Source organism: cf. Phormidesmis sp. LEGE 11477 (assembly GCF_015207105.1).
Lineage (GTDB): Bacteria > Cyanobacteriota > Cyanobacteriia > Phormidesmidales > Phormidesmidaceae > Phormidesmis.
The window spans coordinates 1-23,183 of the sequence record NZ_JADEXO010000080.1; the positions used below are offsets into that span (position 1 = coordinate 1).

General features: G+C 48.6%; 20 protein-coding genes. 12 read left to right on the forward strand and 8 right to left on the reverse strand.

Translation table 11 applies throughout. The features are described 5' to 3' along the window. Positions 1 to 709: 709 nt before the first annotated feature. The 7 genes from IQ256_RS19535 (at position 710) to IQ256_RS19565 (ending at position 10,054) form a co-directional block, all read left to right on the forward strand. Positions 710 to 2,506, forward strand: a complete 1,797-nt coding sequence (locus IQ256_RS19535; RefSeq protein ID WP_193857235.1) for an FAD-dependent monooxygenase — start codon at positions 710 to 712, stop codon at positions 2,504 to 2,506. Positions 2,507 to 2,540: 34 nt separating this feature from the next. Then, positions 2,541 to 3,938, forward strand: coding sequence for an efflux RND transporter periplasmic adaptor subunit (locus tag IQ256_RS19540; RefSeq protein WP_228025086.1), 1,398 nt, complete (start codon positions 2,541 to 2,543; stop codon positions 3,936 to 3,938). 65 nt (positions 3,939 to 4,003) lie between these two features. Then, positions 4,004 to 7,162 (forward strand): efflux RND transporter permease subunit, encoded by a 3,159-nt coding sequence (locus tag IQ256_RS19545; protein WP_193857236.1) that lies wholly within the window; start codon positions 4,004 to 4,006, stop codon positions 7,160 to 7,162. 67 nt (positions 7,163 to 7,229) lie between these two features. Beyond that, a complete protein-coding gene (locus IQ256_RS19550) occupies positions 7,230 to 7,550 on the forward strand; it encodes a hypothetical protein (protein ID WP_193857237.1) in 321 nt (106 codons plus the stop codon). A 71-nt stretch (positions 7,551 to 7,621) separates the two neighbouring features. Next, complete coding sequence (locus IQ256_RS19555; protein ID WP_193857238.1) at positions 7,622 to 9,262, forward strand: alpha/beta hydrolase; 1,641 nt, start codon at positions 7,622 to 7,624, stop codon at positions 9,260 to 9,262. A gap of 82 nt (positions 9,263 to 9,344) precedes the next feature. Next, positions 9,345 to 9,689, forward strand: a complete 345-nt coding sequence (locus IQ256_RS19560; RefSeq protein ID WP_193857239.1) for a hypothetical protein — start codon at positions 9,345 to 9,347, stop codon at positions 9,687 to 9,689. A 155-nt stretch (positions 9,690 to 9,844) separates the two neighbouring features. Continuing rightward, the gene (locus tag IQ256_RS19565) at positions 9,845 to 10,054 is read left to right on the forward strand and encodes a hypothetical protein (RefSeq protein WP_193857240.1); all 210 of its coding nucleotides are present in this window, start codon (positions 9,845 to 9,847) and stop codon (positions 10,052 to 10,054) included. Positions 10,055 to 10,114: 60 nt separating this feature from the next. Here the strand turns inward: IQ256_RS19565 and IQ256_RS19570 are convergent, their stop codons facing one another. The 7 genes from IQ256_RS19570 to IQ256_RS19600 all read right to left on the reverse strand — a co-directional run bounded on the left by IQ256_RS19570 (position 10,115) and on the right by IQ256_RS19600 (position 17,800). Further along, on the reverse strand, positions 10,115 to 11,602 hold the full coding sequence (locus IQ256_RS19570) for an alpha-amylase (RefSeq protein WP_193857241.1): 1,488 nt from the start codon (positions 11,600 to 11,602) through the stop codon (positions 10,115 to 10,117). Between the two features lie 244 nt (positions 11,603 to 11,846). Then, positions 11,847 to 12,485 carry a response regulator transcription factor gene (locus tag IQ256_RS19575; RefSeq protein WP_193857242.1) on the reverse strand — a complete coding sequence of 213 codons (639 nt, stop codon included), beginning with the start codon at positions 12,483 to 12,485 and terminating at the stop codon, positions 11,847 to 11,849. After that, complete coding sequence (locus tag IQ256_RS19580; RefSeq protein ID WP_193857243.1) at positions 12,478 to 13,692, reverse strand: sensor histidine kinase; 1,215 nt, start codon at positions 13,690 to 13,692, stop codon at positions 12,478 to 12,480. Before IQ256_RS19580 ends, IQ256_RS19575 begins: the two co-directional genes overlap by 8 nt. Positions 13,693 to 13,791: 99 nt before the next feature. Then, complete coding sequence (locus IQ256_RS19585; protein WP_193857244.1) at positions 13,792 to 15,552, reverse strand: alpha/beta hydrolase; 1,761 nt, start codon at positions 15,550 to 15,552, stop codon at positions 13,792 to 13,794. 91 nt (positions 15,553 to 15,643) lie between these two features. Further along, the gene (locus IQ256_RS19590; RefSeq protein ID WP_193857245.1) at positions 15,644 to 16,459 is read right to left on the reverse strand and encodes a hypothetical protein; all 816 of its coding nucleotides are present in this window, start codon (positions 16,457 to 16,459) and stop codon (positions 15,644 to 15,646) included. A 67-nt stretch (positions 16,460 to 16,526) separates the two neighbouring features. Continuing rightward, entirely contained in the window at positions 16,527 to 16,760 is a 234-nt protein-coding gene (locus IQ256_RS19595; protein ID WP_193857246.1) for a hypothetical protein, read from the reverse strand. A gap of 224 nt (positions 16,761 to 16,984) precedes the next feature. Then, complete coding sequence (locus IQ256_RS19600; RefSeq protein WP_193857247.1) at positions 16,985 to 17,800, reverse strand: alpha/beta fold hydrolase; 816 nt, start codon at positions 17,798 to 17,800, stop codon at positions 16,985 to 16,987. 279 nt (positions 17,801 to 18,079) lie between these two features. On the opposite strand from IQ256_RS19600, the gene IQ256_RS19605 reads away from it, so the two are divergent. The 5 genes from IQ256_RS19605 (at position 18,080) to IQ256_RS19625 (ending at position 22,879) form a co-directional block, all read left to right on the forward strand. Beyond that, positions 18,080 to 18,841 (forward strand): alpha/beta fold hydrolase, encoded by a 762-nt coding sequence (locus IQ256_RS19605; protein WP_193857248.1) that lies wholly within the window; start codon positions 18,080 to 18,082, stop codon positions 18,839 to 18,841. 210 nt (positions 18,842 to 19,051) lie between these two features. Further along, positions 19,052 to 21,112: a S9 family peptidase gene (locus tag IQ256_RS19610; protein ID WP_193857249.1), complete on the forward strand. Its 2,061-nt coding sequence runs from the start codon at positions 19,052 to 19,054 to the stop codon at positions 21,110 to 21,112. 21 nt (positions 21,113 to 21,133) lie between these two features. Then, entirely contained in the window at positions 21,134 to 21,301 is a 168-nt protein-coding gene (locus tag IQ256_RS19615) for a hypothetical protein (RefSeq protein WP_193857250.1), read from the forward strand. A gap of 322 nt (positions 21,302 to 21,623) precedes the next feature. After that, positions 21,624 to 22,217, forward strand: coding sequence for a glutathione S-transferase family protein (locus IQ256_RS19620; RefSeq protein ID WP_193857251.1), 594 nt, complete (start codon positions 21,624 to 21,626; stop codon positions 22,215 to 22,217). A 140-nt stretch (positions 22,218 to 22,357) separates the two neighbouring features. After that, complete coding sequence (locus IQ256_RS19625; protein WP_228025087.1) at positions 22,358 to 22,879, forward strand: N-acetyltransferase; 522 nt, start codon at positions 22,358 to 22,360, stop codon at positions 22,877 to 22,879. A gap of 3 nt (positions 22,880 to 22,882) precedes the next feature. Here IQ256_RS19625 and IQ256_RS19630 read toward each other — a convergent pair whose 3' ends face one another. Next, positions 22,883 to 23,125: a hypothetical protein gene (locus tag IQ256_RS19630; RefSeq protein WP_228025088.1), complete on the reverse strand. Its 243-nt coding sequence runs from the start codon at positions 23,123 to 23,125 to the stop codon at positions 22,883 to 22,885. Positions 23,126 to 23,183: the final 58 nt, after the last annotated feature.

The following is a 23,183-nucleotide window of genomic DNA, read 5'->3' on the forward strand; positions in this document are numbered from 1 at the left end:
ATGATAATATGCTGGGAAGTAATTACTTCAGGAGTTTCCCAAGCGGGTTGATGATAATGAGCCAAGTAAATACCTTGCCAGCCAGCTTGATAACTCGACAAAAGAGGCTCGCGAGGCACAATCTGCGACATTGCTCCTTTCTCAAAAGGATTGACTATTTTGGGCTTTGCTGCTGATATGGCGTTTATTTTTTGGGCGATCGCACTCTAATCGTCAAACTGTGTCAATTCTATAACTGTTTTTCTCTGACGATATTAAAGTTTTACCAGAGCGCACTTCCCAACCAAGCTATCCCCTCGGCGAGCTTGGACCTGTACCACAGTCTAGGTCCAAGCTGAACCAGCTACTAGAACAATTTGGGTTTAGCGGTGAGGAGCGATCAAGCGCAGCTCACCTAATGTTGTAAGCAGCGGGTATTAGTAGCGGGTTGCAAATAGCACTTGCCATTGAGTCGATAAGGCGTACTCCTTTTGACAGATTCGTCTAAATGAACCGATTGGCCACTTGTTTTTTCTTTCTAACTTGGGTAAAAATAGTATGACTGAACCGTTCGGTCATTTCTAAATTTAATAAGCCTGATAGTTCGAAGGTGAGCTTTAGAACTGTCACGTTAGGCCGCTCCGCCGAACTCACTGAAGACAATGCTTTGAAGGTGTTACGGGTACGACACAAGCAACAACTTTATCACTGCAAAAATAAGGGAAAAGTCATGATCAACTCTAGTGAAATTCTCATCGTCGGTGCTGGGCCAGTAGGCTTAACGATGGCCTGTGAACTACTGCGGCACGGCGTTTCTTGTCGCATCATTGATACAAAAACAGGGCTATCTGACAAGTCTAAGGCCTTGGTCGTACAGGCCCGCACGATGGAACTGTTCGAGGATATGGGCGTTATAGAAGATATTCTCAAAACGGGTCATAAAGTTAGCGCTACCAGTTTTTATGCGGGGAGCGATCGCATCGTTCACATCACCAACGAAGACCTTGATACGCACTACGCCTATAACCTGCTCAATCCGCAGTCTGACACTGAGCAAACGCTCGAAGCTCACTTAAACAGCTTGGGCGGAGAGGTGGAGTGGAACACCAAAATCGTTGAACTTGATCAAGAAGAGAAATTGAGCATCACTCTGGAGCATCCCGACGGCTCTACTAGCACAATAGAGCCTACTTACGTTATCGCTTGCGACGGTGCCCATAGCTTCTGTCGCAAAGCGGTCGGTGCCAAGCTGAAGGGCGAAACCTTTTCTAGCGAATTTTTGATTGCTGACCTCTCCTTAGACTGGTTCGGATCTAAAGACGAATGGTATGTGAACTTCACAGATCAGGGTTTGTTCATGCTAGCGCCAATTAGTAACAACCTATGGCGGATGCTGATTGAAGTCCCTTGGAATATGCAGGATAAATCGACCGATCAGCAAGATAGCCCAGAGACAACTGCCGAATATGCTTACCGAGAAGAACCAACCTTTGAACATCTTCAGGAAATGGTTGAGCAGCTAGGGAATCCCTTCAACGTAAAGCTCCAGAAACCGGAGTGGATTTCGTACTTCAGGGTTCACCGTCGTCTGATTGAGCGCTTCCGCTATGGCAATGTGTTCTTTGCGGGCGATGCCGCTCACTTGCACAGTCCTGCTGGCGGACAGGGCATGAACGCAGGCATTCAAGATGCCTATAATCTGGCGTGGAAACTAGCCCTGGTCTGCCGAGGCGTCGGCGCTCCTGAATTGCTCGACAGCTATAATGCCGAGCGCTATCCGCTGAGCGAAGATCAGGTAGAAAAAACAGATTCACTATTTCATGTTTTTCTGTTGCGTAACTCTGTTGCTAGAAGCATTAGAGATCGCCTCGCTTCTTTTCTAATTGGGCTAGATCCTGTTCAACACCGGCTAGACAACCGGCTCGCTATGCTGAGCCTAAACTATCGTCACAGCCCTATCGTAGATGAACAATATTCTCTACCCAAGCCCTCTGGCAGCATTAAAACAGATATTACTGGCCTCAAGCGATGGCGCAGCTTTGACGACGGGCCAAAGGCAGGTGACCGTGCTCCCGATGTCGCCTATACCGAACAAGGTGGCAAACCAGAAAAACGATTATTTCAGGCCATTCGCGGCACAGCTCACCAGCTAATTCTGTTTACAGGCCAAAAGCCAGAACTGTCGGTTTACCAGAGCTGTCACGAGATAAGTCTTGCCATTCAGCAACGGTATGGCAGCCTCATCAACACTTTTTTAGTAACGGCTCAAGGCAATGTTATGGAGTCGAATGAGTCCTTATCCATATTGCATGACAAAGTGGGCGCTTTGCACCAGCGGTATGGTGCTAGATCGAACTGTCTCTACCTGATTCGACCCGATGGCTATATCGGTTTTCGAGCGCAGCCTGCAACGTTGGAGTCACTGATGTCATATTGCGATCGCTTACTGTCAGACCACTTGCAAACTGGGAATAACCACAATTCAACAAAGAACGCTCAAACAGCCTTATCTCCAGCTTCTGTGTAATATCTACCCTCCCTTCAGCAAGGCATACATCATCATGAACTCTTCCTCTTCCAACGATAAATTTGTCCACAGAATAAGAGCATTGAGCGCGTCTGCCTCACTCGATCGACTGCGACAAATCTCTCCGCGCTGGCTCATTGGCTTAGGACTCGTTGGTCTGTCACTGATTGCCGTCCCTATTATTCAGACGCGATCTACTGGCACAGCCAACACTGAAGCCGCTCGCTCAGAAGGCATTTTACCGATTGAAACGGTGACCGCCCAAAGCGTTGATGCCTATGAAGTATCGCGAGCCTACACGGGTGAAGTTGCTTCACTTCAGGCCAGCGAATTAGGATTTGAGCGCAGCGGACAGCTTACTGAATTGCTGATACCTGAAGGTACGCGAATTCAGGCCGGAGAGCCCTTGGCTCGACTAGACGTGCGTAATCTGCAAACGCAGCGCCTACAGATTGAGGCAGAAAAAGCACGGGCAAACGCACAGCTTCTAGAGCTAGAAGTGGGGGCAAGAACAGAAGACATCGCAGCGGCCCGCTTTGCTGTGCAAGATTTAGAGCAACAGACTTCTTTACAGGAAACTCAGCTCGCTCGCCGACAGATTTTGTACGACAGAGGCGCTATTTCCCGAGAAGAATTAGATGAATACAGGTTTGGCGAAGGCTCTTTACAGGCTAGGCTCGATCAGGCTCGCAGCAATCTACAAGAGTTGCAGAATGGCACTCGCCCAGAACAAATCAGCGCTCAAGAGGCATTGGTTCAACAGCTGGATGCTCGCCTTGCTGACTTAGATGTGACGATTGCTAAGAGCACGTTAAATGCGCCTTTTAGCGGCACGGTGGCTGAGCATAAAGTCGATACCGGAACCGTTGTTGGCTCGGGCCAGTCGGTTGTACGCCTGGTAGAAAACGGTAGACCTGAAGCTCGCATCGGCATACCGGCTGACGTTGTGAATAGTCTCAACATCGGTGAAGAGAGAACGGTTGAACTCAATGGAGAGAAATATACGGGCACTATTAGCGCTATTTTGCCGGAAGTGGACGCTCAAACGCGCACTCAAACGGTGGTTCTCTCTCTAGAATCTAGAGCGGCAGCGCAGGTGAATCCGGGGCAGACAGTTCGGCTGAATTTAACAGAGCGGATTGAGACCGCAGGTATTTGGCTACCGGCTGAGGCGCTGACACAGGGAATTCGCGGGCTGTGGAGTGCCTACGTGGTGGTACCGACTGAAGAATCGATTGAAGCGGCTGGTGAGGTTGAGTATGTTGTTCAGCCGCAGTCGGTAGAGGTGATTCATGAGGAGGGCGATCGCGTCCTCGTTACTGGCACGATTCGCGCCAATGATGAAATTGTAGCCAGTGGAGCGCATCGGCTCGTACCAGGTCAACAGGTCAGCTTAACCAATAGCCCCTCCCAAGCTTTTATTGCTGATTGATTAACCTCCAATCCTTCGATCTGACGAGACATCACGCTCATTCTACAAATTATTCCTCCAACCCCATGGTTACTGTTTTTTATCGCAACATCCGTTTGCTTGCTTTGACAATCATTCTCGTTCTTGTTTGGGGCACACTCTCTTTTCAATCGCTTCCTCGCCAAGAAGATCCCGAGCTGGTCTCTCGCATTGCGGTTGTACAAACAGCCTATCCGGGTGCTAATGCCGAACGAGTAGAATCACTTGTCAGTGAAGTTATCGAATCTGAACTCTCTGAACTAGAAGAAATTGCCGTACTCTCTTCCGACTCACGCGCAGGGTTTTCCACTATTTCTGTTGAGCTGATAGATACTATTGACGATGCTCAGCCCGTATGGGCAAAGGTCCGCAACGAGTTAGATTCTGCGGCAGCCAGACTGCCAGAAGGCACCAGCGAACCCGAGCTAGACGAAGCCAAAGTTAAAGCCTACACGGTGATTACTGCGCTGACCTGGAACTTGCCAGAGGAGCCAAATTACGCGATTCTTAGCCGCTATGCAGACGAGCTAGCGCTAAGGATGCGAGGCATCAATGGCACGGAGGAGGTGGAAACCTTTGGCGATCCGAGTGAAGAAATTGTGGTTGAAGTGGATGGGCCAAATTTAGCGGCGCTGGGACTTTCTGCTCAAACGCTAGCTAGTCGTATCCGCGCTAGTGACGCGAAGGTAACGGCTGGACAGCTACGCAGCTCGCAGCAAAGTCTCTCTATCGAAGTACAGAGCGAGCTAGAAACGCTAGAACAAATCCGCCAAATCCCGATTCAAACCGACAGCGGCCAGTTTGCTCGGCTGAGCGACATTGCTCAGGTGAGTCGAGGATTGCAGCAGCCGATGACTGATATTGCGCTGGTGAGTGATAAACCAGCGATCACCCTCGGCGTACTGATGGAATCGGGACTGCGGATAGACCAGTGGGCAACTGAAGTCCGCGCGGCGCTGGCTGAGTTTGAGAAGATTTTGCCGCAGGGCGTACAGTTAGAAACAATTTTTGACCAGAGTGGCTACGTTGAAGAGCGCATGGATGTTCTTATTTCTAACCTAGTAACGGGCGCTCTGCTCGTGGTTGTAGTCACCCTGTTTACGATGGGATGGCGCTCAGCCATTGTTGTAGGAACAGCGCTGCCGATTACATCTCTTGCAGTGTTTGGTTGGATGAGCGTTCTAGGCATTCCCATTCATCAAATGTCGGTGAGCGGCTTGATTATTGCGCTGGGACTGCTGATTGACAATGCGATTATCGCAGTCGATGAAATTCAGATAGAGATGCAGCAACACGGCGCAAAACCAGCGGAAGCGGTGGCACGGACGGTAAAGTATCTCAAAGGCCCGCTGCTGGCTTCTACGATTACGACTGTTGCTGCTTTCCTACCGATTTATCTGCTGCCGGGTGCCGCTGGGGAGTTTGTAGGTTCGATTGCGCTCAATGTGATTATGGCGCTGCTCTGTTCTTTAGCGCTGTCGCTGACGGTGATTGCAGCTCTCGCTGGTCGCGTTTTAGGGCGCAGCCAAACAAAAGCCAAACAGCTTGAACAAGTTGATAAAACAACCCCCGCAGTAGCGATTCAGCGATTTTTGTTGCGCCCTGGCGCTTGGTGGACAGAAGGACTTTCGACGCCAAGGCTAGCGCGACCTTATCAGTGGAGCTTGCGACGTACGACAGCTCGTCCGCTGCTGGCGATCGCGCTCTCTTTCACCATTCCTCTCATTGGCTTCATCTCAGCTAGCACGCTCAGCCAACAGTTCTTCCCAGCCGTCAACCGTGACCAGCTACAGATAGAAGTGGAGTTCGCCCCGCAGAGTGCCATTGCCCGCACCCGCCAGCAGATTGACCAAGCCCGCGACCTGATTTTGAGCCATCCCAACGTAGAAGAGATTCATTGGTTCATTGGTGAGAGTGCCCCTAAGTTTTACTACAACTTTACTGGCAACCGACGCAATCAATCTCAGTACGCTCAGGCCATGGTTCAGCTAAATACTGAAGTAAATGTGGAGCCGATTGTGCGATCGCTTCAAACCGACCTCAACGCCGCCTTCCCCGCTGCTCGAATGCTTGTGCGTCAGCTTCAGCAAGGCCCGCCCTACGACGCCCCGATTGAGCTACGCATCTACGGCCCTAACCTCGACGAACTCAGACGACTAGGCTTGGAAGCTCGCCGCATTCTTGGCACTATTCCAGAAGTGACGATTACTCGCGATGACCTGAGCGAATCTTTGCCCAAGCTAGGTCTAGCTATTGATGAAGAGCAGGCGCAGCAGAGTGGGCTGAGTAATACTGCGATCGCCCAACAGCTAGACGCCTACTTAGAAGGTAGCGTCGGTGGCTCCATTCTTGAAGGGACTGAAAACCTCCCGGTTCGCGTTCGGTTAAGCAACAACAACCGCGCTGACCTAAGCCAGATTGCCTCCCTAGATTTGCAAGCCGAGAATGGCGGCAGTCGGTCTACGGATGCCTTGGGAGACTTCAGTCTTGTACCTGAGCTGGTCAATATCTCTCGTCGCAATGAAGAGCGCGTCAATATTGTTCAGGGTTTTCTAGCCGCAGGCACCCTACCCTCAGTGGTCCAAATTGCCTTTGAGGAGAAGCTTGCAGACTTTGAGCTTCCTCCTGGCTATCGTACCGAGTATGGAGGAGAAATCGCAGAACAGAGTCAGGCCGTTGGCAACCTACTGCTCTATGTTCCGCTACTCGGCATTATTATGATGGCCGCTTTGGTCCTTTCTCTAGGATCTTTTCGGCAGGCAGGTATTGTTGCTTTTGTTGGCGTTGGCTCAGTCGGCATGGCGCTCTTTTCTTTGAAGCTTTTTGGTGCGGTCTTTGGCTTTATGGCCATTGTCGGAACCCTGGGCCTGGTGGGGATTGCCATTAACGACACTGTGATGGTGCTCTCGGGTTTGAATGAGAATGCTGAGGCGAAGAAGGGCGATCGCAAAGCCATTGCTTACGTAGTGAACCAGTCCACCCGCCACGTTCTGACCACGACCATCACAACGATTGCCGGTTTTGTGCCCCTGTTGATTAGCGGTGGGCCTTTTTGGCAGCCTTTGGCTATTGCGATCGCAGGCGGTATTGGCGGTTCCTCCATTCTTGCTCTATATTTTGTCCCCGCTGCCTACGCACTCATTTATCGTCATCGAAAGCGTCTCACACCTTCTACAGACAAGCAACAGACAGCTATGGCCAGATAGAAGCTAACCCATTTTTACTAATAAGACTGAAGCGAACGTCACCCTACATTTATTCAACTCTAAAACCATGCACTTTTCTTTCAAAGACTATTTAAAACAGCTTTTCTTAGATTCAGGCCAGCCGCCGATTTTGAATCCGAATCAATACTGGCAGACCTGCTGTATAGAACATCTTAATCTCTGTTGGAAAAACAACTGGATTGAGCACTGCTACCATCTGGACTACAGCGATTACACCACAAGATATCTAGGCGTGGTGGCACGACATCATCTGGAGGAAGACGATGCTACCTTTCTAGAACATTGCTGGATTGATAAGTCTCTTTCCTATCGCAGCTATTGTGACTCTGTAGAACGATTTCTAGAAACTCACATCAGGCAAACATAGTTTGCATACTACCAGCTCTGCCAGTGTTCTGAGTTAGAGCTTTGCCCATTCAATTTAGAGCATTTCCAGTCATGACACTCTTTAAATTACGAATCAAACTCAATCCGTTGCTCAACTCCTTAAGACAGATATCTCAGGTTATAGCACTCAGTCTGACTGCTACCGGACTAGTGACTTTCCCTACGGAAGGAGCAGAACGCATTCAGTTTTTCTACGGACCGTTCGAGCCTACAGTAGAAATAGATGATCTTCAGCACTTTGCCGAAACGGGTGAAGCGGTAGGAAGTACAGCAGCGATCGCAGCGCGATTAAATACAGAACAGCTCACAACCTTGCAGTCTTTTTTGACACTACGCTTTGAGATGAGTCCAGTAATGGTCTCCCAGTTTACCTACAGCGACCTAGGAGAACACTTGCTACGGCGAATGGGTGAAATTGTTCAAACCGAGAGCTTTTTGAATGGCGATCACGCCCTTCGTGCGGCTTTAATTTTCGCCGCTGAAGATGACGCTGGCTTGAGCATCATGAACGTCATTGACCAATTTCCACAGCAAACCATCCAAATAAACTTCCCACTGGCAATGGAAGTTCTCAACGAAAATCAACACCTCTTTCAACAGTCTAATGAAACGATAGAAGCGCTGCATCAGCTGTCGTCAGCACAGGCTTTACCCATCTCAGACTGGCCAGCTCCAGACCCTCGCACAGCAGGCACATATACCTGGACAGTTGAAACCTTCCAATTCCAAAATCCAAATCGAACCCTCTCTTCTCAGGCTCATCTGTACCTACCGGCCATTCCAGACGCTCAGCCTCAGTCGATTCCTGTTATCGTCATTTCTCACGGCATGGCTTCTAGCTATCAGGCACTCACCTATCTAGCTACGCATCTAGCTTCACACGGCTATGCCGTCGTCTTTCCAGAACATCCCCAAACAACACCAGAGCGATTTTCACAGGCACTCAGCGGCCTAGCCACCCTGCCCAAACCCTCCACCTTAAGAGACCGCCCATTAGACATTACAGCCGTGCTAGACACACTGAGCGAGCAAAGCCCAACATTACGACCTCAGTGGCAATCTCTGAATCTTAACTCAGTCGGCGTCTTGGGTCAGTCACTCGGGGGCTATACCGCTCTAGCCGCAGCAGGCGCACAAATCAATCGTACTCAGCTAGACAGCACCTGCCAGGAGGATACGCTTTCTCAGCGGCCTACCTTCAATTTGTCAATATTCTTGCAGTGCCGATTTACAGACATTCCAGTAACAGAATCACTAGACGTTCAAGATTTGAGGGTAAAGGCTGCGATCGCCCTCAATCCGCTTACCAGCGGAGTCTTTGGTGAAGCCGGTCTTTCAGCCATAGACGCGCCCACGCTCATTGTTTCTAGCTTAAATGATTACTTTGTCCCAGCCTTACCAGAACAAATTGAGCCCTTTCGTTGGTTAAATAATACTGACAGCTATTTACTCACGATAGAATCAGGTACCCATTTTTCAGTGCTTTCAGAGGTAGAAGAGAGCCCTCTGCCCCTACCTGATTTTCTGCTAGGACCATCACCCGAGCTGGCTCAGCCTTCAGTGCAAGCAGTTACCCTGGCCTTTTTTAATCGCTATCTTTTAGAAAAACCAGAAGCAGAAGCCTATTTGAATCAAACCTACCTCAACACGTTTGAAACAGAGCCATTGCAATTCAACATCGTACGCAGATAACAATCTAATAAAAATTAAAAACGTGCGATTTGCAACAACAATCTTGGCAACTCATCAGTATAGACTTACTTGGGTAGTACTCGTGAGCCTTTTGAGCATTGCGTTGGTGATAGGTAACTTCGGCGTAACTGTCAATGCTCAGCTACCCTTTTTAGATAGCGGAAATGAACAACCCGCAAATGCCTCTACTTCGCTATTGCCGCCATTGCTGTCGGTACAGGTAGCTGGTCAGGAGACTTTGCCAACGCAGCCGGTCTACTTCGATGGTCAAATTCTGTTTGAAGTCGCCGCTGTAGAGGACTTGCCGTTGCAACAGCGAGTGAGAGAGATTGAGGGCTACATGCGATCGTCCCTTCTCCAGATGAACCTGTACCAGAGGTGCAGTGGGAAGTTGAACCTAGCAGTAATCAGCCCGTGCTGTATGTAGGCGAGACCTTGCTAATGACAGTGACTGTTCGCGATGCTCGCCTGGGCGATACGTCTACTGGAGAGCCACGAGCGCAGGCACTCATTCATGCTTTGCAAGCCGCGCTAGAGCGATATCATCAAGACCGCTAGCCTCAATCCCTACGACGATAGGCATTGCGGTTTGGGCTTGAAGTGATTCGCCTATGGATTCGGACGCAGCCGCCACAGCAGTGGAGTGTGGGTAGAGAATATCGACGGCTCCTCAAGATCAAGTTTGACAAGTTGGGCTGGAATTTCGGGGCACCTAGACAAATCTTGGAATTTCCAAAAGAGAACGCAGACCTACAGATTCTGAACGAGCGGCCTAAAGTTTCAACAATCTAAAGTTTCAACTTTTAGATCGAACTAAGATGGTTATCAGCGAGAGAAAGTAAACCATAGCGACTAAGCGTCTGCTTGTGGAATCCAAACAGAAACAGAACCCGCTAGGCATCGAAAGTCAGCCCAGCCATCTTCGTTGGTTGTCACTGGCTCGTCAATATGCTCAGTGAGATCGATGTAGGTCGTATTCGCTCTGCCTACCTCCATCCACTTTGTTCCTTCGTCTCCAGTACTGAGTACAACGGCTAAGCCGCCAGGAAATTCATCGGTGCCCAAGCGCGTCCAGCCGATAGTGTTGGGGTGATCAAAGTAATCATATTGATCGCCATAAGCGTGCTTGCGTCTGGCCTCTAGAAACTTGTCAATTAGCCACTGGTGGCTATCCATCCAAATCTCGTATTCGTTTCCATCTTTTCCAGTATCTTTGTAATGAGCTCCGTAGTAGTCAGCATAAAAGATACAGGGATAACCATCGCGCCGCATTAGGATCAGTGCATAGGCTAAAGGCTTAAACCAGGACTCTACTACAGATTCTAAAGATTGCAGCGGCTGAGAGTCATGATTTTCGACTAGCGTGACTGCTAAAGTTGGCTGGTCTTTTACCAAGGTGCCGTCGAAGATAGCTCGCATGTCATAATCATTGCCTGATTTGCTAGCTTCAGTGAAGTTGTAGTGCAGCGGCGCGTCAAATAAAGCAACATCGCCGCCCGTTACTTCAATAAAATGATGTAGCGCTTCGATATGTGAAGACCAGTATTCACCTACGGCAAAGAGACTTTTGCCACTATATCGACGAGTGTTTTGTAGCCAGTCAGGAAAGAAACCTGCTTTGACGTGCTTGACCGCATCAAAGCGAAAGCCATCTATACCAGTAAAGTCAACTATCCACTCGCCCCAATGCATCATGTCATCGCGAATTTCGGGATGATTAAAGTCGACATCGCAGCCCATCAGGTAGTCAAAACCACCTTTCTCCATATCGACTTCAGTATCGAACGTTTTTCCTTCAAAGAGAAAAACAGCCTCAAAGTCTCCTTGTTCATAGGCGTTGTAGTCTGCTGCATTAAAGTGCCACCAATGGAGCTCTAGCTCTGAGTACTTGCCCTGTCTGCCTGGAAATTTGAAATGAGTCCAAGACTTGATTGTCACTTCATCACCAATTGGCTGCTGACGATCGCTCGGTGCGTAGGGAGTGGCCTTGAATTCTTCTTCCGCATCGCCGCCTAGTCGATGGTTGAAGACAACGTCAGCGTAAACCTGTATGCCGGACTGTTTAGCGTTTTTGATGGCGTTGAGGTATTCGTCTTTAGTCCCGTACTTGGTTCGAACAGAGCCCTTCTGGTCAAACTCACCCAAATCATACATGTCGTAGACGCCATAGCCGACGTCGTAGCCACCTGCAGTTCCTTTGTAAGCAGGGGGCAGCCATACGGAAGTGATACCTGCTGCTGCTAGCGTTTCAGCTTTTTCGCTCAGCTCATTCCATAGCGTTCCGTCTGGCTCGTTGTACCAGTGGAAATATTGCATCATGACGCCGTTAGGTGCAGACATATTTTTCATCCACGATAGTGGAGTAGAGAATATAGGAGCTTGGAAAATGAGTGCTCATCAATCATCGACGTAAGTGGCTAAAAATTGAATGCGCCTAGAGGAATATTTTAATTTTTGTGAAGGACGAACTGCAAGCAGCGCTAACCGCAAGCAGAACTGACTGTAACGTAGACGGATTAGTGCTTGTGGACCGTTGCCTAATCGTATTGGCGCTGCATCGGGATATTAGCTATTCAGGAGATCGCTAGCTCAGCAGGTGCTGATGTGCCCAAAGAGCAGCTTGGGTGCGATCGCGTACATCTAGCTGACAGAAGATATTTGTCAAATGGTTCTTGATCGTGCCTTCAGTGAGGTTGAGGTTGGCGGCAATCTCGCGGTTGCGCTTGCCCTGGCCTAGCTGTTTGAGAATGTCTAGCTCTCGCTCGCTAAACTGATTGCGATAGTCTGTTCTTTCTCTCTCGGTATCGGCATTTATTTGAGAAAATACTTTTGGCGCAATGGTCGGCCCTAGCTGGCTATAGCCTCTTTGCAGGTTGCGAATAGCTTCTGCGACTTCTCGCGACGGCGTACTTTTTAGTAGATAGCCCAGAGCGCCCGCTTGTAGAGATTGAAAAACATACTCATCATCGTCGAATGTCGTGAAGACCAGAATCCGAATCCAGGGATAGCGGGCATGAATCTCCTTGGTAGCTTGCACGCCGTCGCAAATCGGCATCCGCACGTCCATTAGAATAATGTCAGGCTGTTGGGCAGCAGCAAGCGCGATCGCTTCACCCCCGTGATTGGCTTCTCCTATCACTTCTATATCGTCTTCTAGCGATAGTAAAGAAGACAGTCCTTTACGAAAGATAGCCTGATCGTCAGCGAGTAAGAGTTTAATCATGAGGCACTATAATCTCAATGCGCGTTCCCTGTCCTAGAGCGCTGTTGATTTTCATCTGGCCGCCGATTGAGTGCGATCGCTCTCGCATCCCTCTTAACCCAAATCCAGAATCGAGCGCGTCTGCATCTATACCCACACCATCATCTTCAATATAAACAACAACATTTTCAGGCGTCGTCCAACTGTGTACTCTGACTGCTTGTGCCTGCGCGTGTCGGCGAATATTTTCGAGTCCTTCTTTGATAATACAATAGAGCTGATGGCTAGTTTGAAGCGGCAGCTTCGGTAAATCCAGCTTGCTGTCCACAGATAAGTTAGGATCGAACTTTAAAGGTTCTATCAGTTGGATTAGTGCCATATCAAGATCGAAAGATTTTTCTCTTAGCGTAGCCACTGCGCGTCGCACTTCTCGTAGCGACTGGTTAGAAAGCATCTTAGAGGTATCTATCGCCTGCTTAACCTGGGTCGAATTTCGTTCGTATAGCCGCTGAGCTAGCTCTAGCTGAACGTCTAAAGAGGTTAAAGTATGTCCAATAGAATCGTGAATATCGCGGGCAATGCGAGCGCGTTCTAGATCGGCGGCTAGCAGCTCAACTTCTTGTGAGAGCGCGGCTTCTCGCTGACGGCTTTTGCGCTCAGAGATAATTGTCAGGCACAGCAATATAATCAGCGAGCTAGCGGCGATAAAGATGCTCGTACTGTTGATTACAAAATCAAATACTTGGATAGATTGAGGAATCTCATACATGGCCGTAACCTCTGCTTGAGCTTCCTCGATAGGTCTATTGAGATACGTAAAGGCGAACTGGGCTAGCGCTATTTGCCACACCGTGCCAGAGGCGATCGCGGTAAAAATGACTTCGCGACGGCCCAGCAAAAAGCAGCTTTTGACCAGCACCAACCATAGAAATAAGTCTAGGCCCCACCCAGAAAACAACCGCGTCGCCAGCAGTGCGCCAATTTCTATCCACAGGTAGGCTCTCTTTTGCCACAGCGGACGGTCTATAGGTAGCCAAAAGCTAAGAACGACAAATAGAATAAAAACGCCTAAGACGACATAGTCACCGCTAGAAATTTCATAGCCCAGTGGCTTATAAAAAATTGGGAACAGTGTCCTGAGTGCCAGGATTCCTAAAAATGTCCACTCTAAGTAGCGCAGAATCCTAGGAATAGAAGGACAGGTTGCCTTGACGGTTGGTGATGTCATGCTCCTACTTTGCTGCTCGCTGATGACTCTTTTTATGACTTCAATCGTACGGTAGCTGTAGGTGCGATCGCCATGACAAAAGTAATCAATCTATACCTCTTAGAATTCTGGTGGCATGGTTCTCAGCAAGTGAAGGCGGGTGAGTTCGGGGCTAACAGCGTTGACATATGCTGAGGTTAGATAGGGCTGGTATGACGCATCGTCTAGTAGATGCACTTTTCCATGTGCGATCGCCAAAGAAACGGTTAGCTTGAATAGATCTCTTTCAGACTGATCAAACCTATTGATGATGTCGGTTTCAGGCTGAGAAAGATTCAAGATGAATCGGCTCATTTCAGGGGTATGGGCGGTATTTTCAGCCAGATAGAAGTACTTGTGAGGGGTTTGCAACCATCGAAATGCGTGCATCTGCTCTAACACGATAGGGGACATGACATCGCGAGCACCCCCCATAATCACAACGGGCACATCTATCTGACTCATTCCTTGCGAGCCGAACAAATTTGTCAGCGGTGCTAAGGCGATTACTAGGGCGACTCGCTCATCTTTCAATCGGCCATCTGCAAGCTGCTGAGAAGTCTCAGGGGAGGCAGATAGCTCTAGCGCTCGACATTGAATCAACAGGGCCATGTTCACTTTAGTAGGCGTCAGCTCTGTAGTGGGATCGCACTGAGACTGTAGTCGTTCAATATCGATAGTGGCACCAGCGGCGGCTAGCGCCGAGTATCCCCCTAGTGAATGGCCAATTACGCCGACCCGCTCTAGCTGTAGACGCCCTTGGAACTCAGTGCTGTTTTTCTGCTCTAGCGTATCTAGTAGAAACTTGATGTCTAGAGGTCGATTAATGAACGTCATCGCCTCAAAAGATTCTTGCGTCAGTCCTTGAGATAGATTGGCTCTATAGTCTCTGTTGCTGCCGACATGCTCTAACACAGCGACTGCAAACCCGCTGGCTGCTAGTTGCCGAGCTAGTGTGACGGTATCAGTCAGATGACGGCTATCGCCATATCCATGAGAAATGACCATGACGGGAATTGACTGGGGCGAGAGGCTCTTTGAGGGAGCATGCAAGCTACTGGGTAAGTACAAATCTGCTGCGTAGGTGCGATGCTGCTGACGAGAAGCGCTACCCGGAGAAGCTCTGCTAGCGCGACTGCGATCTTGTAGTGTCAACGTCTGTTTTATCACCTCGAACTGAGCCATATCCGAGAGAACTGGCAAAGCGCTGTAGTCAATAGAAGGATCTAAGCCTGCGGCTACCTTAGATTGCTCGATAGCCATACCCACTAATCGTTCAGTTGCTTTCCGGTTAGCGCTAATGCTTTGAGCCAGTGCCAAAATATTCGGTAAATTCAACCGCACTGCTTCTGTTGGGTAGAAGCGAATAACGTTCATCACCGAGAGTCCGCCGGGGTCAGCCGCCGCCGCAACTAATGCCCCACGCATGGCCTGGCGTCCGTTTTGACGCCCCTGCGTTTGAACTAGCGCACCCAGCGTATCTAGAACTAAGTCTCCTGTCGGTGCCTGTAGCCACTGAGAGAGCACAAAAGGATTGCTAAACTGCCCCAGAACACCCGTAGTCGAAGCTGATAAGGGCGTGTTTAGAAACTGCTGTAACTCTTGATGACTGAAGACTGACATCCTGTTTAGGTAGGGCGCTAGCTCGCTATTAACAGTGCCCTCTTCTACAAAAGCTTCTAGAGAAGCTGTAGAAATTGCTCGATTTAGATAGCCATAGTCGAAATACATCTTTTCGGCAGAAGCTGCTGGTAGCGCGGCGGCTACACCAGAAAAAAGCGCGATCGCCGCCGCATTCAACAGCCGTCGAATAGATTTCGAGTTATTCTTTTTGAAACGCATTGTCAATTCAGATAGTCGGAAATAGAGACTGATACTGAGCGACCTTCAATGCGGTTCGGGGGTAAAACTCGTCAAAAATCTCTTAGAAACTCTAAGAAAAACGAAGGGAAGACCTATGATCGGGGCAATCGGTAGGTGGGTGGCTAATTCTATTCGTAGAACGTCGAATGCTCTCGCCAGTCGAATCAGTATGGTAGAAGGCCAGGCGATCGCTGTCTTCAGTAAGATCTGCTACTTCTACAATCCAGCCCTCTATCAGTACTGAGAGACAGCTTTCGGCTGGCCCACCGAGACCGAGACAGCTATCGCTCCAGGTTTGTGGCCGATGACTAATAACATGTACATTCTCAACAGAAACACCTAGGTATCTAGCGTGTATGGCACGTACTGAACTCTGTATAGTCTCGGGCAAATCTTCGGATGGTGGCTGGTCGGTTCTAGAAGAAGCGAACCGAATATTGTTCCCGGTTGCATCTGCGTGATAAAAGCTGCTGGAAGATTGATCACCAGCGGTGACCTCCACAATCCAACCTTCTGTCAGCGCTGGTAGACAGATCTCATCTACGCTGCTTATTCCCAGACAGCTATCGTTCCAGATTCTTGATCGATAGCTGACAATCTGCACATTGTTTAGAGATTCTCCTAAATACTGAGCATGAATAGTCCGAATGGACATTCGTAACGTCTCAGGCAAATACTCTTTTGCTTTTGGGTTTGTTTCAAGTTTTACTTCAGGCTTTGCATCAGACATCGAGAATGCTGTTGTTAGAAGCTCGGCTAACGCTAAAGCGCTATTATCAGCAAGCAGCGCTATTACGGTAGTCAAAAAAACAGTATGGAAGGCAATACGAATCATCAAACTAAGAGCAAGCATTGGATACTGGGCCAAGTAAGAAATCTCTGCCATCAACCGTCGCCAAAGCAGTCAATTTAATCAGACAAAATTCAGTCATCTCGGCTGTTGCAAGAGAGCCTCAGATCCAGGGCAGGTTATCCATTAGCGCCGTCAACGTTTTTTGAAATTCTAAATGGAGAACAGCACTAACACAGCCGCAGGTTAAGCTCGTGCCTGCCATCACCCACCAAAAGTGAGTCACCTGCCAGGCACCCCCTACTAAAAGAAAAACAATCAGGCCAGCTCCTGCACCTTTCAAGAAGAAAGAGACGTTGCTAGCCGCCGATCGAAACTCTGAACGTTTAGAAGCCATGGGAAAAACACCTGCTGTTATTAATTTTACTGATAGTTGCCCCATATCGTAGTTCAATGTATAGCGCCTCTGCGATAGCGACCAGTCATGTTTATCGATGACTTTTGTCACTTCTATCTCGGATCAGCAGACGGTTATCTGCTTGCCTAAATACATGTGATCGGCTCGAATTCTCAGCTCACTATTGGAGGAGGGTTAGAGAAAGAGGGCGATCGCAATGTCATTCATGAACTCAGAAACGACAGACGCTTGTACCACACATCCTTAGAAAACCGTCCTATCCAGATCAGATGACTATCGGCAGGCACTTCATAGCATTCGCAATTTTTTACCGACGCTGCAATTCGTTTTGCGTGCTTGGGCAAAACAACACTGTCGTGAGGAGAATACATCACCAGTGTCGGAGCGGTAATACCGTCTAGACTATCAAGATAGTGCTCAATATCGTTCATAAACCCAGTGCCCGACTGCGAAGTTTTTAGCATCTGACAGATAAATCGAAAGTCATGCTGGCCCATCTGCTGCATGACGGGTTTGACCGGCAGCGTGGTCAGTTCTCTCATCATCGTTTGCACCGTTAGCTTGGGCGCTAACTTTAGGGCAAGTCTTGTGACTGCCCACGTGAGACGCTGAGTGCGGCCAAACAAAAGTCGCGATCGCCGTTTAATAGGCTCGTCCCAGGCCGTTGCGATCGCTGACTCTAGCACCAGCTTACGCAGCCTCTCAGAGTGTTGCTGAGCAAAAGCCAGAGCTGTGGGGCCAGCAGCCGAGATGCCGATCATATCCACAGTGGATATTTGTAGCTGATCGAGTAAAAGCGCGATCGCATCGGCGGCAGTTCGAGCTGTTTCACCCACCGATGAGGGGGTACTGTCATAGCCAGGACGAGAAGGTGTTAGCACTGAAAATCCGCATGCTGCCAGTTTCTCATGAGAGAATCGACTTTCTCGACTACAGTGTCCGCCATTTAGCACAACGACAGTCGGGCCAATGCCCTCAAGGCGGTATTCAATGGGTCCTTTTGCTGTTTCAGCAATCATTTGTACTCCCAGAAAAATGCGCTTTGATAGTGAGCACTTTGTTAGTAACGATATCTCTTCAATAAAAACGAAAGCTGCTGCTGTCTCCTATAGCGAAGAGTCATTGAGTTCGGTGACTTTTGTCATCGCGATCGCGAGCAGTGCTCAGCTATAGTGAAATATGTATAAAGTGAAATGTACAAAGAGTGCCTACGCTTTTCAAATATCTTTCTAGAATACGATTTTGAGACCATGTTGTCGACAATTGAAGAAAATACTGTAGTTCTTGAAAATACGTGCATGGACTATGTTGCATTCGGCAAAGGGCAGCAGCCTCTTTTGATTTTACCTGGGCTAAGTGATGGCTTCAAGACTGTCAAGCATCAGGCTCTACCGCTCACTTTTTACTACAGACGATTTGCTAAAGATTTTAGAGTGTATATTTTTAGCCGGAAAAACGAATTGCCAGCTAGCTACAGCACGCGAGATATGGCCAGCGATCAAAATGTTGCTTTGGAGAAACTAGGCATTGAAAAAGCCTGTGTTATCGGCGTTTCGCAAGGTGGAATGATTGCCCAGCATTTGGCGATTGATTTTCCTAGCAGCGTCGCGAAGCTAGTGATCGCAGTCTCGCTCGCCAGGCAAACTGAAACCCTCCAGCGCGTTGTGAAAAGATGGATAGACATGGCGAAAGCAGGCGACTATCGCTCCCTAGTGATTGACACGATGGAAAAGACATTCACCAATAGGCAGCTCAGAAACTATCGACCCTTTTATCCAATTATCAGCCGAGTTGGCAAACCTACATCCTTTGCTAGATTTTTGATTCAGGCATCGGCCTGCCTTACGCATGACGCTTATCAAGAGTTAGGAGCTATCCAGTGTCCCACGCTAGTCATTGGCGGAGATAGCGATCGCGTAGCTGGCAAAGGCACCTCGCAAGAAATAGCATCTAAGATAAAGCACAGTCAGCTTGTTTTATACAAAGATCTAGGACATGGTGCTTATGAAGAAGCACGAGACTTCAATCAGCAGATTCAGACATTCTTGTATCCTGGCTAAGGTCTTTTTAAAGTGCTATCGAACTGTGTCTAGCGCTGGCGAGATTATTCTGTAGTTTTGCCTTCCTATGCCCTTCCATGACCTAATTTGGGTGACAAAGGTCATAGGACGCAATGACTTTCAGATATGGAAAAAGATCAGCAGACTTGCTAAATTTTTAGTGAGTTATACCCAGTGTTTTGAATCTGAGTCTTCAACAACTGATTAAATATGAAACTATCTTATCTAGGCGTAGGGCTGATGATTGTATCTGCTAGCATTATTCCTCTAGGGCCTATTCGCCAGCCGTTGCCGCTTCTATCGCCCACGGTCGCCGCTGCTGAAGAACCAAGCGATCGCGCCACCTTGCCCCCCCTAATTGAAAGAGAGCTGTTCTTTTCTGATCCAGAAATTTCAGGGGCGCAGCTTTCTCCCAATGGTCAATTTATCGCCTTTCAAAAACCGTTGGATGGCGTTATTAACGTTTGGGTAAAGGACATTGATGAGCCCATGGCGGCGGCTCGCCCTGTCACAGCGGATGCCCAGAGTCCGATTATGTTTTATTTTTGGAGTGCCGATGGTCGCTATATTCTCTATGGACAAGACACAGGCGGCAATGAAAATTTCCGTTTCTATGCGGTAGAGCCAGAAGTTGTGGGAGAAGCTGGCGTGGGCGCGCGTGACCTGACACCGATAGAAAATATTACAGCCATGCTGTATGCGATTCCTAAAGAGACCCCGAATCAGATTATCATCGGGCTCAACGATCGCGATCCAAGAATACACGATGTTTATCGTTTGGATCTGGCGACAGGCGATCGCACTCTATTAGCTCAAAATGACGGCACTGTCGCTGGTTGGGGGGCTGATCTACAGGGAAATATCCGCTTGGCCTATCGCCAGTCTGCTGAAAATGGCCAGGAAATTCTCAAAGTAGAAGAGAACGGTAACCTAACGCCTATCTATACCTGTCGTCTCGAAGAAACTTGCGGAATGCTCCGCTTCCATCCCAACGGCCAGCAGGTTTATCTCCAAACCAATAGAGGAGTAGACCTTACTCAGTTAGAGCTGCTCGATATTAGCACCGGAGAGACCGAGCTCGTGGAGAGCGATCCAGAGCAGCAGGTAGATTTTGGCGGAGCGCTGTTTTCACCAGCAACCGATGAATTGGTGGCAACTCATTATGCGGGCGATCGCCGCCGCATCTATCCAAAATCAGATGCCTGGTCAGCCGATTTAGCCTTCCTTCAGCAACAGCTTCCTGATGTTGAGCTTTCAGTAGACTCTGTTACTTCTGACGCTCAGCTTGCCTTGATCAGCGCTCAAAGCGATGTCAATCCGGGAGCTATGTACTTGTTTGACCGTGGCGCTCAGACGCTTGAAAAACTCTATGATGCCTGGCCCATGCTACCCAGCGAACATTTGGCATCTACCACGCCCATCCGCTACGAAGCTCGTGATGGCGTAGAAATTCCGGCTTATCTAACGCTGCCTAAAGGAATCTCTTCAGAGGGTCTACCTGTTGTTGTTTTTCCTCACGGTGGGCCTTGGGGAAGAGACTACTGGGGCTATAGTTCAGTGGCTCAGTTTTACGCCAATCGCGGTTACGCAGTCCTGCAACCAAACTTTCGAGGGTCTGCGGGCTATGGCAAAACCTTTCTGAATGCGGGCAATCAACAGTGGGGCACAGGCGTTATGCAGCACGACGTCACAGACGGCGTACAGTATTTAATTGACGAAGGCATTGCCGATCCTGAGCGAATAGGGATTATGGGATTTTCCTATGGAGGCTATGCGACTCTAGCTGGTCTAGCCTTTACGCCAGAGCACTATGCAGCCGGGGCTTCGGTGGTGGGTCCGTCTAACCTGATCACGTTGATGGAAAATATTCCACCGTATTGGGTGCCGATTCAAGATTCTATGGACTTGCGAGTGGGCGATCCGAATGACCCAGGCGATCACGACCGGTTAAAAGCTCAGTCTCCTCTGTTTTCAGCAGATCAGATTCAAGCTCCGTTGCTAGTTGTTCAAGGGGCAAACGATCCGCGTGTTCTTCAGCAAGAGTCTGATCAAATTGTCCGAGCGCTAAGAGACTTAGGCAGACCCGTAGAATATTTGGTTGCACCAGATGAAGGGCACGGATTTAGAAAAGAGATTAACGCGCTAGCGATGACAGCCGCCTTAGAACGCTTCTTTGCCGAACATTTGGGCGGGCGCTATCAGACAGAGATGTCACCAGAACTAGAAGTGCAGCTAGAGAGATTGACGGTAGACATCAGTACATTACCGTAGGGCACTTGGCACATCGCCGATATGCGAGTAGCGTTAATAGCCTCCGGCACTCAGTGGTTAGAAGGAGCGTCTGCAAATGCTTGTGAGGTTTCAGACGAGTCGGTGGCAGACGCTCCTGACAGAAAAGACTTATTCACGATGGTGGCAAACTGGGCTCTCCGACTCTTTCGGCAGAAAAGTGCCATCTAGAATCTCCGAAATAACCTCTATCTCTTCTAGGATTTCAATTTTGTTTGAGCTTGAACGATCATTGGAAGCGTTGCAGTGCTAAAAAGGGTAATACAAGTGCTACTCAGCATGTCTGGTCTGTCATTTGATTGTCATTGAAAAAATGCACCGAAAGAAAAATAACAGGGATTTAATTATTCAAACCCTTGTGGGAAGCAAAAAGACTTGAACAATCCATTATCTAGCTTAATCCAATGACTTTTGTCATACGTTCTGGTGGCTAATCGCCATCGTATAGCGAGTTTAGCCTATTTATATTGAGCCTAAAAGTATTACAAAACAAATGATTAAACTCTATCACCATCCCAAGACACGATCGCTAAGAATACTTTGGTTACTTGAAGAACTCAGCCTAGCCTACAGCCTAGAAACACCCGAACTTCGGCTTCCTAAAGAAGGCAAAATATTTGCTCAAAATACACCAACTGGCAGATTCCCAACGATTGAAGATGGGCCTATTACCATGTGCGAATCGGGTGCGATTGTAGAGTATTTGATTGAACGCTATGGGGATGGTCGTTTCGCACCGCCAAAAGGCTTACTGCTCCAGCCGAAGTACCTACAGTGGATTCACTACCCTGAAGGAACGATTAGTCCGTACTTGAGCGCCATATATCGTTTTGAAGCGGTGCTGCCTGAGAAGATCGCCGTCATGAAAAAAGAATTTGACATTGCTATCGGATACGTTGATCAGGCCCTGAATGGCAGTCGATATATCGTCGGAGACGATTTCACAGGGGCAGATATTATGCTTGCGGTAAGTCTGTTATCGACCAACTTGCTCGGCTTACTAAGTGACAAACATAGCAACATTGCAGCGTATCTTCAGCGGCTTCAGTCTCGACCTGCGTTTAGTAAAATTATGAACCAAAAGTAATGTGAGCAAGAATAATGCAGAATTATCAATCGTTGTCGTCAGCTAATCACAAGGCTCATGAGAAATCTCTTTTACTGACTGGTGCTCAGCAGAAAATAGCCGCTGAGTCACTGGGTGCGGCCTTTTCAAGAGATCCGTTGATGTCTTATGTTTTCCCTAATGCGGTCGCACGCGAAAAGAATCTTGCAAAGGTTTTTCTCCCTCTAATCCACTGCAATCTTCAGTATGGCAACGTAGAACTTACGCGAAATGGTCAGGGCATCTTGCTGTGGATTTCAGGCGATCGCCTTCCTTTGACCCTACCGATGCTTGCTTGTAGCGGCATGATTTGGATGCCGTTCAGAATAGGCCAGCCTGCCTTTAATCGACTTGAAAGTCACGAAGCATTTTGCGACCGTGAAATTGAAAAAAGAGCGCTGAAGGGATACGCCTATCTGTGGGTAGTCGGTGTGCATCCAAAGTTCGCAGGTAAAGGGTTTGGGGCGCAAATGATTCAATCAGCGCTTAGCAACATGCAACGCTGCGGCCGCACCGCCTGCGTTCTTAGAACAGACAATTACAAGAATGTAGCGCTTTATGAGCATCTTGGATTTGAGCAAATCTATGCGGGCACAGAACCGAGTAGTCAGCTGCCATTTTGGATGTTGTCACATGCACTCTAGCTACTACTGCTCTGGCCCAGAGATTAATATGCCCCTTGCGATCGCAAAAGCGCCGACGTAGCTGGTAATAAAATTGAAGCGTTTGGTAATAAGCAATAAATCAATAAAGACCCACGCAACAGGCACTAAAGCCGCGAGAACATAAGTGGTAACAGTCCCAAGCTGCTCATTGAGCATGTTCAAGATCGCGATGGGAATGACGGCTCCCATCAATATATCGAGAGTTAGTTTAATTGTAGAATTCATGGTTTGATTCCTCACAAAGTTGAGACAGAAGACGGTCTGTTCATTTTCAATCAAGTAT

Bases quoted from the DNA above. Each gene is read 5' to 3' on its own strand.
- IQ256_RS19605 (WP_193857248.1), top strand. From the start codon at position 18,080: ATGGACTATGTTGCATTCGGCAAAGGGCAGCAGCCTCTTTTGATTTTA.
- IQ256_RS19575 (WP_193857242.1), bottom strand. From the start codon at position 12,485: ATGATTAAACTCTTACTCGCTGACGATCAGGCTATCTTTCGTAAAGGA.
- IQ256_RS19570 (WP_193857241.1), bottom strand. From the start codon at position 11,602: ATGTCTGCACCTAACGGCGTCATGATGCAATATTTCCACTGGTACAAC.
- IQ256_RS19535 (WP_193857235.1), top strand. From the start codon at position 710: ATGATCAACTCTAGTGAAATTCTCATCGTCGGTGCTGGGCCAGTAGGC.
- IQ256_RS19630 (WP_228025088.1), bottom strand. From the start codon at position 23,125: ATGAATTCTACAATTAAACTAACTCTCGATATATTGATGGGAGCCGTC.
- IQ256_RS19590 (WP_193857245.1), bottom strand. From the start codon at position 16,459: ATGGCAGAGATTTCTTACTTGGCCCAGTATCCAATGCTTGCTCTTAGT.
- IQ256_RS19615 (WP_193857250.1), top strand. From the start codon at position 21,134: ATGCGAGTAGCGTTAATAGCCTCCGGCACTCAGTGGTTAGAAGGAGCG.
- IQ256_RS19600 (WP_193857247.1), bottom strand. From the start codon at position 17,800: ATGATTGCTGAAACAGCAAAAGGACCCATTGAATACCGCCTTGAGGGC.
- IQ256_RS19585 (WP_193857244.1), bottom strand. From the start codon at position 15,552: ATGCGTTTCAAAAAGAATAACTCGAAATCTATTCGACGGCTGTTGAAT.
- IQ256_RS19625 (WP_228025087.1), top strand. From the start codon at position 22,358: ATGTCTTATGTTTTCCCTAATGCGGTCGCACGCGAAAAGAATCTTGCA.
- IQ256_RS19540 (WP_228025086.1), top strand. From the start codon at position 2,541: ATGAACTCTTCCTCTTCCAACGATAAATTTGTCCACAGAATAAGAGCA.
- IQ256_RS19545 (WP_193857236.1), top strand. From the start codon at position 4,004: ATGGTTACTGTTTTTTATCGCAACATCCGTTTGCTTGCTTTGACAATC.
- IQ256_RS19555 (WP_193857238.1), top strand. From the start codon at position 7,622: ATGACACTCTTTAAATTACGAATCAAACTCAATCCGTTGCTCAACTCC.
- IQ256_RS19580 (WP_193857243.1), bottom strand. From the start codon at position 13,692: ATGACATCACCAACCGTCAAGGCAACCTGTCCTTCTATTCCTAGGATT.
- IQ256_RS19620 (WP_193857251.1), top strand. From the start codon at position 21,624: ATGATTAAACTCTATCACCATCCCAAGACACGATCGCTAAGAATACTT.
- IQ256_RS19550 (WP_193857237.1), top strand. From the start codon at position 7,230: ATGCACTTTTCTTTCAAAGACTATTTAAAACAGCTTTTCTTAGATTCA.
- IQ256_RS19610 (WP_193857249.1), top strand. From the start codon at position 19,052: ATGAAACTATCTTATCTAGGCGTAGGGCTGATGATTGTATCTGCTAGC.
- IQ256_RS19595 (WP_193857246.1), bottom strand. From the start codon at position 16,760: ATGGCTTCTAAACGTTCAGAGTTTCGATCGGCGGCTAGCAACGTCTCT.